9 protein-coding genes and 3 pseudogenes are annotated in these 14,846 nt (G+C 38.9%); all 12 read right to left on the reverse strand.

Features of this window, described 5'->3' with window-relative positions; translation table 11 throughout:
* Nucleotides 1-103 precede the first annotated feature (103 nt).
* Nucleotides 104-1,051, reverse strand: a complete 948-nt coding sequence (locus TOL2_RS14760; RefSeq protein ID WP_014958146.1) for a LysR family transcriptional regulator — start codon at nt 1,049-1,051, stop codon at nt 104-106.
* Between the two features lie 480 nt (nt 1,052-1,531).
* Entirely contained in the window at nt 1,532-3,082 is a 1,551-nt protein-coding gene (locus tag TOL2_RS14765) for an IS1380 family transposase (protein WP_041279548.1), read from the reverse strand.
* A gap of 152 nt (nt 3,083-3,234) precedes the next feature.
* Nucleotides 3,235-3,894 carry a Tn3 family transposase gene (locus tag TOL2_RS14770; protein WP_232507946.1) on the reverse strand — a complete coding sequence of 220 codons (660 nt, stop codon included), beginning with the start codon at nt 3,892-3,894 and terminating at the stop codon, nt 3,235-3,237.
* A gap of 228 nt (nt 3,895-4,122) precedes the next feature.
* Nucleotides 4,123-5,288, reverse strand: a pseudogene (locus tag TOL2_RS14775) (IS3 family transposase).
* 480 nt (nt 5,289-5,768) lie between these two features.
* Complete coding sequence (gene idi / locus TOL2_RS14785; RefSeq protein ID WP_014958149.1) at nt 5,769-6,383, reverse strand: isopentenyl-diphosphate Delta-isomerase; 615 nt, start codon at nt 6,381-6,383, stop codon at nt 5,769-5,771.
* Nucleotides 6,384-6,465: 82 nt separating this feature from the next.
* A pseudogene (locus tag TOL2_RS25800) lies at nt 6,466-8,253 on the reverse strand (TAXI family TRAP transporter solute-binding subunit); the annotation flags it as partial.
* A gap of 465 nt (nt 8,254-8,718) precedes the next feature.
* Nucleotides 8,719-9,141 (reverse strand): annotated as a pseudogene (locus TOL2_RS26075) (CHASE3 domain-containing protein); the annotation flags it as partial.
* A gap of 615 nt (nt 9,142-9,756) precedes the next feature.
* Nucleotides 9,757-10,377 carry a UbiX family flavin prenyltransferase gene (locus TOL2_RS14795; RefSeq protein WP_014958134.1) on the reverse strand — a complete coding sequence of 207 codons (621 nt, stop codon included), beginning with the start codon at nt 10,375-10,377 and terminating at the stop codon, nt 9,757-9,759.
* Between the two features lie 159 nt (nt 10,378-10,536).
* Complete coding sequence (locus TOL2_RS14800) at nt 10,537-11,052, reverse strand: universal stress protein (protein WP_014958135.1); 516 nt, start codon at nt 11,050-11,052, stop codon at nt 10,537-10,539.
* A 53-nt stretch (nt 11,053-11,105) separates the two neighbouring features.
* Entirely contained in the window at nt 11,106-11,621 is a 516-nt protein-coding gene (locus TOL2_RS14805; RefSeq protein ID WP_014958136.1) for a YbhB/YbcL family Raf kinase inhibitor-like protein, read from the reverse strand.
* A gap of 18 nt (nt 11,622-11,639) precedes the next feature.
* Entirely contained in the window at nt 11,640-13,514 is a 1,875-nt protein-coding gene (locus tag TOL2_RS14810) for a TRAP transporter permease (protein WP_014958137.1), read from the reverse strand.
* A gap of 253 nt (nt 13,515-13,767) precedes the next feature.
* On the reverse strand, nt 13,768-14,784 hold the full coding sequence (locus TOL2_RS14815) for a TAXI family TRAP transporter solute-binding subunit (RefSeq protein ID WP_014958138.1): 1,017 nt from the start codon (nt 14,782-14,784) through the stop codon (nt 13,768-13,770).
* Nucleotides 14,785-14,846 lie beyond the last annotated feature (62 nt).

Raw genomic sequence — 14,846 nt, forward strand, 5'->3', positions numbered from 1 at the left:
CATTCTCAGGGCCTGGCTTCCACTTCCGCTAGTCACCGAAGCAAATCGGAGAGCTGAGCCATGACACAGAATTATGAACACTCCCAAAAATGGAAAATGACGCTTAAATTGAATGAAAAACTGTCTTGACATTGGGGTCCACTATACTATTGTCCTCAAGCCATGGCTGAATGTATTCATCAATGTGCTCTAAAAATATTTTTGAAGCCTGTGGAAGTTCGTAATTTCGCAGGTAAACGATATAAATATCTAACAAAAATTTGTGATTTTTAATGGGAATAACTATTAATGAACCCTCGTCAATTTCCTTTTTAACTGAGGCTTTTACAACAAATGAGATTATTTGTCCATTTTTTACATGTTCCTTTATAAAGTCCATGTTACTTGTTTTAGCAAAGATATTTAAGTTTAAACCATTTTTGGAAATACTCTTCATTACAATTTTATATGTACCCGAACCGGATTCTTTCATTATGATTGGCCAATTTTCAATTTCTTTTAAAAGAATTCCTGTTTTTTTGGATAAAGGATGGGTAGGAGATGCTATTAAAACAACCTTTTCAAACATAAGTGGTCTGAAGATCAGATCGGAATTTTCCTCAACTTTGCTTATAATGGTCAGTGAATTTCTAAAATTTATCAAGCTGTTGCTTATATTTAATGAACTTCCTTCATCTAAATCTATTGTTACTTCAGGAAAGGCGTCTAAAAATGGTTTTAATATAATGGGCATCAGAAATCGTGCATATGTTTTTGTAGTGCCTATGCGAAGGGAAATCTTCTTAAATTTATGGATCCCGTTAATTTTATTTTCTAATTGTCGCTCCAGTTCAAATATTCTTGAAGCATATGTGAATATTTTTTCTCCCTCTTCAGTAAGGTGGATCTCTCCTTTGACTCTGCTGAAAACCTTTAGATTAAAAGATTCCTCAAAAAGTTTTATTTGCGCTGAAACAGCTGGCTGGCTTATAAACAAATTATCTGCTGCACGAGAAAAATTAAGATTTTTAGCAACTTCATAAAAGCATCTTAGTTGATGTAAGTTAAGCATTTTGTAAATTCCTCCTGGCTGATTTGGTGAAAAATAATTAATCTCAACACAATTATTGAGATATTGCTGGATAATGCAGCCATTTAATTCACCCCATCGTAATTTTCATTATCCTTATTAATCTTTCCAACTTGTCAAACAGCTTTTTGTATACTCTCCTTTTATCAGAAAAAAATTATCCCATGAGGTTATGGCCCTTACCACGACATAAGATTCTTACCGCAAAATAGTAATTATTATTACAACCAAGCTGCTTTAGTCAACTGATACCGTTTTCCCAAATCCACCGCCTGATTTTGTAAATACCCGTCCAAAGGAAATTCGGGAAGATTTTTTTCTTGGCGGGAGCTGATTTCGGTGGGGCTCATCCGTTTTTGGATTCAGGCCCTTGTATGCCCCTGGCTCGGGCCTTTTTTAGGCGCACCTATCCCATGGGTAGCCGGAAGAAACCAATTTTAAGGGGTATCTCTACCATAAATTTTATCCTGAAGGCTCCCAAACACCGTTGAGCATTGCAATCCGTTTGCGTGCCTCGACTAGAACCACATATGATGGGTGGCCTTTGGATAAACGCAAAAACAGATTGCGGGAACGTTTGATTATCCTGCCCGGGATATTTATGATCGAGAACCGGATCCGTTTCATCCGTGTAGCTTCCATGGACGGATCCAATGCTAATTTTTTCATCATCACATTTAGATTCAGGGCCAATATCATGATCCACCACCACGCTGCATTCTCTCCAAAATCTGCAGACGGCAGTTTTCCTCCGGCCAAGTCGTCTTTCATCACCGCATGAACCTCTTCACTTTTGCCGCATCGTTCATGAAGCCAATGAATCAGGTCTTCTCCGTTCATTTCCTCATAGCCTATATTGGTCACAACGCCAAAGACCTTATATCTTTTTTCCACCATTTGCATGGTGGGAAAAGGAAGGGGAAGCTTTGGATCTTCCATGCCGGGTAAAGGCGATTGTTCCTCAAGAAGTTGCCGTTTGGCAAGATACCTGTATTCAGGTGCATTTTTACTGTGGCACAGCTCATTGGGAACAAAACAAACTTCCGCCCACTCACTGCCGGTCTTCATCCGTTTGCCATTCTTATCTTTATAAATTGGTTGCCACTCAGAATCAGGGACTTGAGCCACAGCAATTTTGAATGATCGGGTTACGTCGCACCCTATTGCAAATTCAATTCTGCCGAAACGCTCACTTTCGCCTGTCTCACAGTATTTTAAAAGGTCGTGCTGGTATCCTGCCGTATCTGATCTAAGTTTTATTTTTTCCACATTTTCCGGAAGGCAGTCCAAGGATTTTTTGAAAACCCTTAATTGCTCAAAGCCGGCGGGAACATTACCGTCACGAAATTCTGTATGCAGGATGACACCCTGCTCATACCACCAGGTATTCAACGGCTGATAGGATTTGAATCCTTTATAGCAATAACGGGCATTCTGTTTGCTGGATTCAATCAGGGTGGCATCCATATCCAATGTGGCCGTTTTTTTCGGATTCACCGTGTTAAGGCCGGCACACATATCTTTGTTTATTTGTACCAGACCCTTTAAATGATCATTGGGTCTGGGAATGAATGCCTTTATCTTTGTCTGGTCACGGGTTTTTTCCTGTTCAGTGTCATGGAATTCGGATAGATATCTGAAAGCCGCAGATGGTGATGGAACAGAACGTTTTTTCTCTTTGCGCCACCTCCGTTCCAGGGCTCTGCGTACTTTACGTTTTAGACCTTGCATTTCAGATTTACGCAGTATTTCGCAAAAGCCCTCATCCGCCTCCAGTATTTTTAAATCTTCAACGCAATCACCGCCGGCAAGATTGAGTAGCACCAGCGACAAAACCATTTGGGGATCGGTCCAGCCCTGGGAATTCTCTCTTATCTTTAAATGCTTTTGAATGGACTTGGATAATCCGATTACCTTGGCCAGGTCAAGATAGACCGGCAAGCTTGCCAAAGCTGTAATGCCGGTTTGAGATTTTTCTTCTTCATACTTGAATGGTAGCACGCCTTGTGTCATAGTTTGTTTCACCCCGTTGATGATAGTTTTTTGGTCGCACAAATACACTATCTGCTTGATCCATCAAGCGCAACGGGGTTTTTTATTTTTTTGGTGGTGGATTGGGGATGGATCATTAAAACACAGGACACCAATGGAAATATTTGAATCATTTAAAAAATTGAAGGCAAGTCAAGTATATTAAGGCAATAACCATTACGAGCTAAAAATCTCCAGAAAAAAGGGGTTGACCCGGTTTTGGCACTTTCTTTTTTAAAAAGGCTCAGGAGTTGAAGTCTCTCACTTAGTTTCAGTATTCGATCGTTTGCCTGAATCAGATTTTCGTTGGTGAAATACCAGTTCACGGTATTCTCGAGTTCGTTCTGATTGATGTTGCGGGAAATTCTGGCAATTTTGCGGATACCGAGATTACAGCCGTAACCCATAACGCCTGCAAAGAAGGTCTTTTCTTCGGGCTTTTCCCGGTTATGCTTGATTTGCCAGTGCTCGAAACAGTCCGAAAAGTTCGAGAGCCGGTTGACCGTCGTCAGTACTTCAAAAAGGGAAATAAACCGGTTTTTGGGAAACAGATCGGTTACCGTATATGACACATCTTTTTCCACCTTCGGTGTTGAAACCTTCAGCTTTCCCTTGTCGTCAACTTTTGCGTATGGGTTTTTTCCGGAATCGATGTTTTTATTGGTTGTCCGGTACTGGGCTTTAAGCGCTTTTTTCAATTCAGGTTCCAGTTCCTGGAAACTTTCAAAGCCCTCAAGTCCTGCTCGCTGAAGCAGCTCTTTTTTTCTTACTTTCCAGACACTCTGCGGAATCAAATAATCATCAAATATAGTGGACCCCAATGTCAAGACAGTTTTTCATTCAATTTAAGCGTCATTTTCCATTTTGAAAATGTTCGTAATTCTGTGTCACGGTTCGGCGTTCAGATTTGCTTCGGCGACTAGCGGAAGTGGAAACCAGGCCCTGAGAATGGGCACCCCAAAATCTGCCCGTCGGAAGGGGTTGGTTTCCGCTGGAGCGGGTTTTTCGGTACATCGTTTTCATCATCCCACCAACCTCAACTGATTTTTACCATAATATATTTCGGCTGGCGTTTGCCCGTTAAAACTCTGGTGAGGTCGTTCATGGTTGTAAAAATTGAAATATTTTTTCAAGGACTTGCGCAGCTGCTCAACGGATTGAAATTCGTTTACATAAATTTCTTCATATTTCACGCTGCGCCATAGCCGTTCTATGAAAATATTGTCCATACACCGGCCTTTCCCATCCATACTGATTTTAATGTCCTTATCTTTCAATACTTTTGTAAACTCGTGACTTGTGTATTGAGATCCTTGATCCGTGTTGAATATATAGGGGGTTCCATGACATCGCAGTGCCCTTTCCAGAGAGGATATACAAAATTCCTTGTCCATGGTTATAGAAAGTTCCCAAGAGAGGACATAACGACTATGCCAGTCCATGACCGCCGTCAAATAAACGAAACCACCAGAAAGTGGGATATAGGTTATATCCGTAGACCACACCTGATTTGATCTGGTTACATCAAAAGTTCTCAAAAGATATGGATACACTTTATTTTGGGGATGAGCCTTACTGGTATTCGGCTTCGGTGCAATGGATTGAATTCCCATTTTCCGCATCAATCGCTGAACCCGTTTTCGGTTAATCTTATATCCTTTGCGTCTCATAATATTGCGCATTTGGCGGGTACCATAGAACGGATGATCAGTATATTCAATGTCAATGAGTTTCATTAGCTCAAGATTTTCAGGCGTTTCCTGTTCCCCCCGGCTTTCACGGTAATAGCTGGAACGAGGCAGTCCTATCAACTCACATTGCCTTTGAATACTGATTTTAGAGTGCTTGGATTGAATTCGCTGTTTTTTTTCTTCAATACTCATTAAAGGTGTCCGGTGTTTTTTTTTAACCAATCCAGTTCAACCTGGAGTTTACCAACCTTTTGATAAAGACGGTCTCGCTCAATTTCGGCTTCTTTGGTTTGTTTTGCCTTGCTATTGCCAAAAACCAATGGCAGGGCTTCTATGGCTTCCTTTTTCCACCGATTTACAAGACTAGCATGAATGCCGAACTCAGAGGCTATCTCATTGACAGTTTGATTTCCTTTTATGGCTGCCAATGCGACCTTGCTTTTTAATTCTTTACTGTAGTTTTTTCGTTTCAAAATATCCCCTTTCTGGACTGTTATATTTTATCTTAACACATTGTCCAGTTTTCGGGGTCCACTATAAAATGACCTATATTTATAGGAATGGTGCAAATTTAGAGCACCTGATTTGATAGCGGAGGCCATTGTTTTGAATAGCAAAACCTTATAAAGGGATATTCTGATTTTGCCCTTTTCATCAAACACAATCGTCTGCTCCTCGGCTTTGGTAAATAAAAAAATCGTTTTCTTTCATCTCCGTTAAATTCCGGTGGTAACTCGAAAGACTTGATGTCGTATTGAGATAGAATTTTGAGATGTGTTGCCATTTATGAGCCCTCTATTTTGTTACAATTTTACTGGGAATATACTCAAAAAATGCAAAACATATCACCTATGTTCGGGTTTCTACAGACGAACAAGACTACTGAAATCAAAATTTTGAAATCCTGAATTATTGTGACAGGGAAGGTTGGCAGATAAATTGGTGGCTGAATTTGGAAATGTCCCGTCGCAGCTCTGCTAAAGAAAGTAAAATGCACCCAACATTCGTTGACATTGCCGACTTCTATGGGGATTTTCCCCTATTTGTTTAATTTTACCCAACGACCAAAAAGAATCCATTGAAGCCATGATGCCGGTTTCTTCAATACACCAGGGAGAATACCGGTGGGGAAAGCGCCTTGTTTCATCAACCCATGCTTCCCAGTCGATCCATTTTACGGATTCCACTTCCTCCTGGTTAGGCTGAACGTCGCCGTCATAATATCCGCTGAAAATGGGGCAGATTTCATTTTCAACAATGCCGTTTTTTGAAAAACAATATCGGTAGTCGCTGATTTTGTGCAGTTTTTGCACATTTATCCCAAGTTCAAAACGTGCCCTTCTGATTACTGCATGCTCATAAGACTCTCCAGGTTCGGGATGTCCGCAGCAGGAGTTGGACCACACCAGAGGCCAGGTTTTTTTAATGCGGGCCCGCTGTTGTAAAAGAAGGCGATTCTCCGGATTGAACAAAAACAGTGAAAATGCCCTGTGCAGGGGGGTGTTGTGGGAATGGACATCCTGTTTGGCCTGGATGCCGATCTGCCGGTCCTGTTCATCGACCAGAACGACAAATTCCTGAACGGTTTCCATAAAAATACCTCCTTTCAACTGTGATGATAAAATTTTAAAACTGCAATAAAACCAAATTTGACAACCCTCTCATTGGACGGCATTAATCCATCGCTCCTATTTTCCTGTAATATTTTTTTGCACCAGGGTGTAGTTGAACGCCTCCTGTATCTGACATAAATTTCGGATTTAAATCCTTCATTGCGACATGAACAGTTTTTAAATAATTAATATTTTCATGGATCGCCTTAACAATATTGTAGACAACTGATTCATCGAGATCGGCTCTGCACATGAAAATATTTCTTGAAGCAACCGTCTTTATATCCGTATCAAGAAATTTATAGGCACTCGATGGAATAATTGTTTTTGTAGTGTGATATTTGTTGTTTAATGAATTAATTATCGCGTCACTCAGAGGAAGTATGGTTATGTCATGAGTACTAGATAGTTCCATAAATTTTGTGGTAGGAACAGGACTGCAACCACTTAAAGAGTATAGTGTGCCTCCTCTTAACAAATTTATTGATTGACTGTAGCTGTTATAATAAATATTGCCTTTCCACTTCCTGATTTCTTGATAATCATAACCGTAAAGTTTGAACATAGCCTCGCATAAAATTTCCATAAACGACCCATTTTTATTTGGAGAATGTTTAAGAGGAAAATGTTTTACCTTGATATCTTCAAAGCTTGTTATCCCTGTTTTTTTAAGAATAACAAATTGAAAGGGCTCATCGAAGAGGCTGGTGATTGCTCTAATGTTGGGGCATGTTTCTTTAAAAGGCTTTTCACCTTTAGAAGCACTCAGGACAGTGGATGCTACTCCGATGGCAAAATCAGAAATTCCCTTATTTATTCGTAAGGGATTTGTTGCATCAGTACCAGTAATTGTAGAAACTGTAGAGCCCGCCGGCAATTTTTTTCTTACAACTTCCGCAATATCTTCTGTTACAGCTGACCATGCTCCCCCAGCAGTTCCTCCACTTATAGATAATTTTATTGGGTATTTATTATGCTGGTCATTTTTGCCATTCACCATTGAGGTCAGTTCATCAACATAAACCTTGAGCTGCTCGGCCTGGGCATTCATTTCCTCTGAGGCAGAGGCTGACTCTTCTGCATTAGCTGCATTCTGCTGCACCACTTTATCCATTTCAATAATAACTGTGTTAACCTGATCAATACCACTGGATTGTTCTTTAGAAGCTTCTGAAATTTCAGAAACCATGACACCGACCTTGTCACTGCTTTCAGATACTTTAAAAAATGCATCGTGAGTAGCTGAGACGATTTCTGTTCCATCATTAATTTTTTTCACAGTACTTTCAATCAGTTCAGCTGTATCTTTTGCAGCGTCTGCAGCTCTCATGGCAAGCTTCCTGACTTCATCGGCTACAACAGCAAATCCAGCACCAGCTTCTCCAGCACGTGCTGCTTCAACAGCAGCATTCAATGCAAGAAGATTGGTCTGAAATGCTATCTCATCAATTCTTTTTATAATTTTAGATGTTTCCTCACTGGCTTTAGAAATTTCATCCATTGAAACAATAAGCTCTCCCATGGATTTATTGGCGGTTTTCACGACCTGATTTGCATCTTGCATCAAATTATCTGCCTTACCAGCATTTTTAGCATTTTTAGTTGTCATAGAGGCCATCTCTTCCATGAATGGTGATGTTTCTTCAATGGATGTAGCTTGTTGAGATGAGCCTTCAGCAAGGAATTGGCTGGAAGAAGCTACCTGGCCTGCAGCAGATGCCACCTGGTGTGTTGCCTCATTAAGTCCGTCAACTATAAATTTCAATGGTTTCGTCACTGAACGTGTTATGAAAAAAGCCAATAAGCAGCCAATAAGCAGCGCAGCACCTGCTACAATGCTGATCACCTTTATGGATCTGGAATTTGATTTGATGAGTTGAAAGCCTAATATGTCCTGAGTCTTTTTAATATCAAGTTTTACTTCTTCAGCATTACTTGAAACCTCTGGGCCAATTCGGTCAAGTGTATTGTCTATGATATCGTTTCTTTTGAAAATCGTATCGACCAGTGAGTCGAATGCTGTCAAATATATTCCTTTCATTTCTTTGACAGCTGACAAAAGCTCCCTTCGCTTGGGATCATCAATTTCATTATCCAGAACCTTTATGTTTTTATCCATATCCTGAAATTTTTTATGGACCCTGTCGACAGAACCATGATCATTAGTGTCCAAAAATTTTGCCATGTAAAGCCTTGCCAACAGCAGACTTTTCATGGTCATGCCTGCATAGAAAGCTGCAATTATATGACCATCATCCCTGGCTGAGATCATGATTTTTGTCAAAGATTTTTCCATCAAAGGCCCTTTTACATTCAAAACATCATTGACCAGTTGATTGCGTTGTTCTTTATATTTAATAACTTGATCAAATCCTTTACGATAGTCAACCAGAACGCTTTCAATCTCATTAATCAACGCGGCTCGTTTGGGATCCTGAATTTCCTTTTGAACCTCGGCCTGGAATCCTATCAATTTTTCCCAACGTTCATTAAATGCCTTAAGTGCTTCATCGCTGCCTGAAGTCAAATAATTTTTAACATTCATACGGGATATCAGCATATTTGTCTGCAGGCGTCCGGCAAGATTGGTATGTCTTGCCATCTCCCTATATCCCATAAAGCCGTCTGAAGAGTTCTTAAGCCCCCAATAGCCTTCAAAACCTACAATCAAAAGCAGAAAAAAGATAAGGCCAAATTCAGCTGTAATTTTTTTTCCTACTGTTATATTTTTAAACATAATTGACCCCCTTTTTATTCAGGTGTTTATTGAAATAACGGGCTTTCCAGCTTTGTTATGATTTTAGATGATTATATTTTCATGTAAACTGTTAAGATAATAAGTATTACATAAAGATCAAAAAAATGAGCATCGATTAACGAATAAGAAAACAGTACAAAAGTCCAAAATAGAAGTTAATTAGATTTTTTGAAGGTAGCAGAGATAATTGAAAAAAAAGACACAAGAGGCAAAGTGCTGGGGTGATGAATATGTTTTATCACCCCAACAACCATACCATAGTCGTTCCACCATCCCTTCAACTCTGGGTTGCAGTTTAAGCCGTAAACAGGTTCCCCCCAAGCTTACAAAAAAAAGTATAATTAAAAAGGAATGTATTTAAAAGGATAGTTACTTGTTTCCTTCAACCAATCTTTCCATTGTATCCATCTTATATTCTTAACCTCTTGCCGATTCGGTATGACATCGCCTGAAAAAAATACGACAAATTTCATTATCCCTTCTGATTACTGCATGCTCATAAGACTCTCCCGGTTCGGTATGTTCGCAGCAGGAGTTGGGCCATATAAGATTTCCTTCATCCACAAGTATAACATATTCTTCATAAACACCCTTTCAGACTCCTATAACAACCGGTTTTTGAGGATGGCGACTGGGAATTTTACCCCGGCTGCTGTTTTCTCCCCAGCGTTTGAAAAGATTATGTTGGATGCCCATGTAATCAAAAACCTTTCCAATGGTTTGATCAATGATATCATCAATAGTTTTGGGCATGTGATAAAATGATGGGACAGGGGGAAGAATGTGGGCACCTACATCAGCCGCTTGGCTCATCAATCTCAAATGCCCCTTATGTAGTGGAGTTTCTCGAACCACCAAAACAAGTTTCCGCTTTTCTTTAAGAGAAACATCCGCTGCTCTAACCAGAAGATTTTCAGTATAGGAATTGGCAATTCCGGAGAGCGTTTTTACCGTGCAAGGCACCACCACCATGCCTTCGGTCAAAAAAGAACCGCTCGCTGGTGCAGCAGCTACATTCTTGTGGTCATATGTAAAATCTGCCATGGCTGCTACATCTTCGGGTTTGTAATCTGTTTCAATCCGGATATTGAGTTTTCCAGCTTCAGAAATGATCAGATGAGTTTCGTAATCCATTTCTCTCAGATATTCAAGCATTTTTACACCATAAATAATACCACTTGCCCCTGCAAGACCTATAACAATTCTTTTTTTCATAGTGTTATCTCCATTTTATTATAAAATTAATATGTTAAAAATATTGGTACTGCCTGTTAGGCATTTCGGGTAATATGATAGTGCATAGCCTGAATACGTTTTCCTTATAAAGCAGTTTCTGAGGTGTAAATCTAAATTTTTTCAAAAGCTTTCCCAAATTTATCCAGCATGAGAAATAGGTATTAGTAAAATTGGTATTTTAGCATGTTTCAACACTTTCCTTGTAACTTGACCAGGTAAAACTTCTTTGATTAAATTTCGATAATGATAAGCCAGAACTATCATATCACAATTACCATTTTCCACTTGATCGATAATTAGCTTCGCTGTATCGCCATACTTCACTTCAATTTCAACTAGTTCCGAGGGCATAGCGGATTCGTTCTGCATGTTGGTACACAATTGTTTTAAGGTTTTTTCAATTAATCTTCTTTCTGTTTTTTTGTCAATTAAAACATCTCTAGCATCCTGGTAGCGCTTTTTCCTTAATTCTTTCCATTTTTTTTCACCAATAAGATCTACAAATTCTAATTCGTTCGGAATATTCTCAATAACATGCAGAACGGTGATTACGGCATTCAGATGAACGGCAATGTCCACTGCATGTTTGAAAGCGTAACGTGCTCCCATCGATAGATCCGTTGCAAAAATCATTTTTTTAACTTTTGAAGCCATAGTCATATCCTCAGCTTAAATAATTTGATAAACAAAATGTTTGGTTTCAGCTATTATTCTTTTGGCAGCGGATTCACTGCAGGTCCATAGTATCCTATCAAAACGGCAGTTGTTATTGTATTTGGCAGGACAGCATTTACAAAATCAAAATAATCTCCCGATTCTGGTATATCGATCTTTTCCTCTTTTAGCGCATAAAGCGTAAACACATATCTATGAGCGGAATCCGGTGGCCATGGCCCGCCGTATCCCTTATTATATCCTGGTATATTAAAGGTAAAAAAATCGCTATTCAATTCTTTTGACCCGTCAGGCAATTCTCCATCTGGACTAGTACCTTCAAGCAATCCGCTAATGGAAGAAGGAATATTATAAATAAGCCAATGGGCAAAAACTCTTGGAAATCCAATCTCTTGTGGTAGATCAGGATCAGTGACCGCCAAAGCAAAACTTTTAGTTCCCTGTGGGATGTTTTCCCAATATACTGGCGGGGAAATACTGTTCTTTTCAGCATATTTTTCTGGAATTTTACCACTGTCCCTAAATACTTTAGATTTTAATGTAAACATAGTTTTATCTCCTTTTCATTAGACATTTTCAGGAATATGTTTGGATATAGATTTTGTTTTATTTTTATAATAATTAATAAATAATATCGGAATCAATATGCCAATTCCTATAGTATCCGTTAACCAACCCGGAAAAATAAGCAAAATCCCAGTTAAAAAAAGAAATAGCTGCTCTACGAGCGTCAATCTTGTAAATACCCACTTTGATATTGCTGCAGAAAGCGCAAAAATACCTATGGTAGCAGAAATTACTGCAAATAATACGGCTTTAAAACTCCCTATCAAAAGTATGGACTGATTATAAACCATTACATACGGTATGATAAATCCTGCGATAGCATATTTAAATCCCGCAAATCCAGTTTTCAGAGGATTGCCTCCTGATATTGCAGATGCTGCATAGGACGCGACAGCTACTGGTGGTGTGAGTGCAGAGATGCATGCGAAATACACGAGAAACAGATGTGCTGCAATAATAGGAATACCAAGAGAGACTATTGCTGGACCGCACAAAACAGCAACTAGAATATAAACCACTGGCAAGGGCATACCCATACCAAGAATTAGAGCGGCCGTCATTGTCAAAATGAGAGCTAATATTAAATTCTGCTGAGATAATGCAATAACGATACTGGCAAATTTGCCACCCAACCCTGTTAACATTATTGCGCCGACGACGATGCCAGCAGATGCACAAGATGTCATAACAGCAATCGAAGTTTTTGAAGTTGCGACCATTGTGTCACAAAGTTTGGAAAAAGTTATTCGTGTTTTCTTTCGTAAGAAACTTGCCAGATATATAAAAAAAGATGCCACGATTGCCGCATATGCAGGTGGAAAGCCTCGCATTAATAAAATGATCAACAAAGCAATGGGTATTATATATTGTGTACTGATAGGAAGCGTTTTAAAGAAGCTTGGCAGATTTTCCTTTTTATACCCTTCAATGCCTTTTTTGCTTGCTTCAAAATAAATCATCAAAGTACAGGACAAGAAGTATAGGACTGCTGGGAAAATGGCCGCGACACAAATATCTGCATATGGAATCCCTGTTATTTCTGCCATAAGAAACACGGCTGTACCCATAACAGGTGGCACTAGCGCAGATCCTGTACTGGAAACGGCAGTAATCGCTCCTGAAAAAGTTGAACTGAAACCTGTCTTTTTCATCATGGGAATACTAAAGGAACCCACAGCAACCGTAGTTGCTGTGGGGCTGCCAATCATCATTCCAAACAACGCCGCAGCAACGGTACCTATATGGCCTGCGGCTCCTTTCATTCGTCCAACTAAAGACATTGAAATGTCTACGAAAAAAGTTGCTGCTCCCGAACTCTCAAGAAAGGCTCCAAAAAGTATAAATTGAATCACTAGGGTTGCCACTACGGCTATTGGCTTACCATAAATTCCATCAAGGGTGAGATACATTGATTCAACAATATCTTTGATCGTGAATCCGCTATGGCCGAACATGCCCGGGATATATTTCCCTACATAACAGTAGATAAGAGAAATTACTGCAATCCATACGAGTGACATTCCTATGGTTCTTCTTGTTGCTTCAAGCACCAGTAGAATTGCAAAAATTCCTAGAATAAATTCAATCGTTGAAACTTCTCCTATCATTGTAGGACGAATCGATATTTCATCATAGTTAATGCAAAGATAAACTCCAATCAATAAGGATAGAACCGATGGAATTATATCGAAGATTCCAATATATTTTTCCTTGCTATTTAATGGAAAATACAAAAACGTGAGGCAGAGGAATAAAGAAACTGTTACTGAATAATAAGCCAAAGGCTTTTCTATCCCGAAAAATCCAATATATATGTGATATATTGCGGTGAATATTGCGATAATATTTGCAAATTTCTTTATTCCATTGTTCATGATTATCTCCAGATTTTAAAAAAGTTTACACCGTTTCATTAAGTCTATCACAGTTAAAGATCTCAACATTAAACTGCAATAAACGGCACTGGGCTCATATCATTCTTAACCGCACAAAAACAACAAGGTATTGTGTGTTTTTAGACAGCAAAAACACAACATGTCGTATGTCGGAATAGTGTGAGCCCACTACCCAATAAACCAAAACAAAATAAATTAAACCAAATGGGGACACCCCTCTCATTGGACGGCATTAATCTATCGCTCCTATTTCCCTGTAATATTTTTTTGCACCAGGGTGTAGTTGAACGCCTCCTGTATCTGACATAAATTTCGGATTTAAATCCTTCATTGCGATATGAACAGTTTCCAAATAATTAATATTTTCATGGATCGCCTTAACAATATTGTAGACAACTGATTCATCGAGATCGGCTCTGCACATGAAAATATTTCTTGAAGCAACCGTCTTTATATCCGTATCAAGAAATTTATAGGCGCTCGATGGAATAATTGTTTTTGTAGTGCGATATTTGTTGTTTAATGAATTAATTATCTCGTCACTCAGAGGAAGTATGGTTATGTCATGAGTACTAGATAGTTCCATAAATTTTGTGGTAGGAACAGGACTGCAACCACTTAAAGAGTATAGTGTGCCTCCTCTTAACAAATTTATTGATTGACTGTAGCTGTTATAATAAATATTGCCTTTCCACTTCCTGATTTCTTGATAATCATAACCGTAAAGTTTGAACATAGCCTCGCATAAAATTTCCATAAACGACCCATTTTTATTTGGAGAATGTTTAAGAGGAAAATGTTTTACCTTGATATCTTCAAAGCTTGTTATCCCTGTTTTTTTAAGAATAACAAATTGAAAGGGCTCATCGAAGAGGCTGGTGATTGCTCTAATGTTGGGGCATATTTTTTTAAAAGGCTTTTCACCTTTAGAAGCACTCAGGACAGTGGATGATACTCCGATGGCAAAATCAGAAACCCCTTTATTTATTCGTAAGGGATTTGTTGCATCCGTACCGGTCGTTGTAGAAACTGTAGAGCCCGCCGGCAATTTTTTTCTTAGAACTTCCGCAATACCTTCTGTTACAGCTGACCATGCTCCTCCAGCAGTTCCCCCACTGATGGATAATTTTATTGGATTTTCATTTGCGAAAACATAAGTAGATTGAATTGTAACACAACATGTCATGAAAAACATAAATAAAAGGAAACTCGATGATTTAAAAAAATGTTTCAAAAGATTGACTTTCATATTTTTCTCCTTTTTATTGAATAAATTTATGTTACAGAACTTTCAAATATATCATTGAATTC

The sequence above is a fragment of the Desulfobacula toluolica Tol2 genome, from assembly GCF_000307105.1.
GTDB lineage: Bacteria > Desulfobacterota > Desulfobacteria > Desulfobacterales > Desulfobacteraceae > Desulfobacula > Desulfobacula toluolica.

What these genes read in the sequence shown, in the direction of transcription:
- TOL2_RS14760 (WP_014958146.1), bottom strand. Translation starts at nt 1,051, where the DNA reads ATGCTTAACTTACATCAACTAAGATGCTTTTATGAAGTTGCTAAAAAT.
- TOL2_RS14765 (WP_041279548.1), bottom strand. Translation starts at nt 3,082, where the DNA reads ATGACACAAGGCGTGCTACCATTCAAGTATGAAGAAGAAAAATCTCAA.
- idi (WP_014958149.1), bottom strand. Translation starts at nt 6,383, where the DNA reads ATGGAAACCGTTCAGGAATTTGTCGTTCTGGTCGATGAACAGGACCGG.
- TOL2_RS14795 (WP_014958134.1), bottom strand. Translation starts at nt 10,377, where the DNA reads ATGAAAAAAAGAATTGTTATAGGTCTTGCAGGGGCAAGTGGTATTATT.
- TOL2_RS14800 (WP_014958135.1), bottom strand. Translation starts at nt 11,052, where the DNA reads ATGGCTTCAAAAGTTAAAAAAATGATTTTTGCAACGGATCTATCGATG.
- TOL2_RS14805 (WP_014958136.1), bottom strand. Translation starts at nt 11,621, where the DNA reads ATGTTTACATTAAAATCTAAAGTATTTAGGGACAGTGGTAAAATTCCA.
- TOL2_RS14810 (WP_014958137.1), bottom strand. Translation starts at nt 13,514, where the DNA reads ATGAACAATGGAATAAAGAAATTTGCAAATATTATCGCAATATTCACC.
- TOL2_RS14815 (WP_014958138.1), bottom strand. Translation starts at nt 14,784, where the DNA reads ATGAAAGTCAATCTTTTGAAACATTTTTTTAAATCATCGAGTTTCCTT.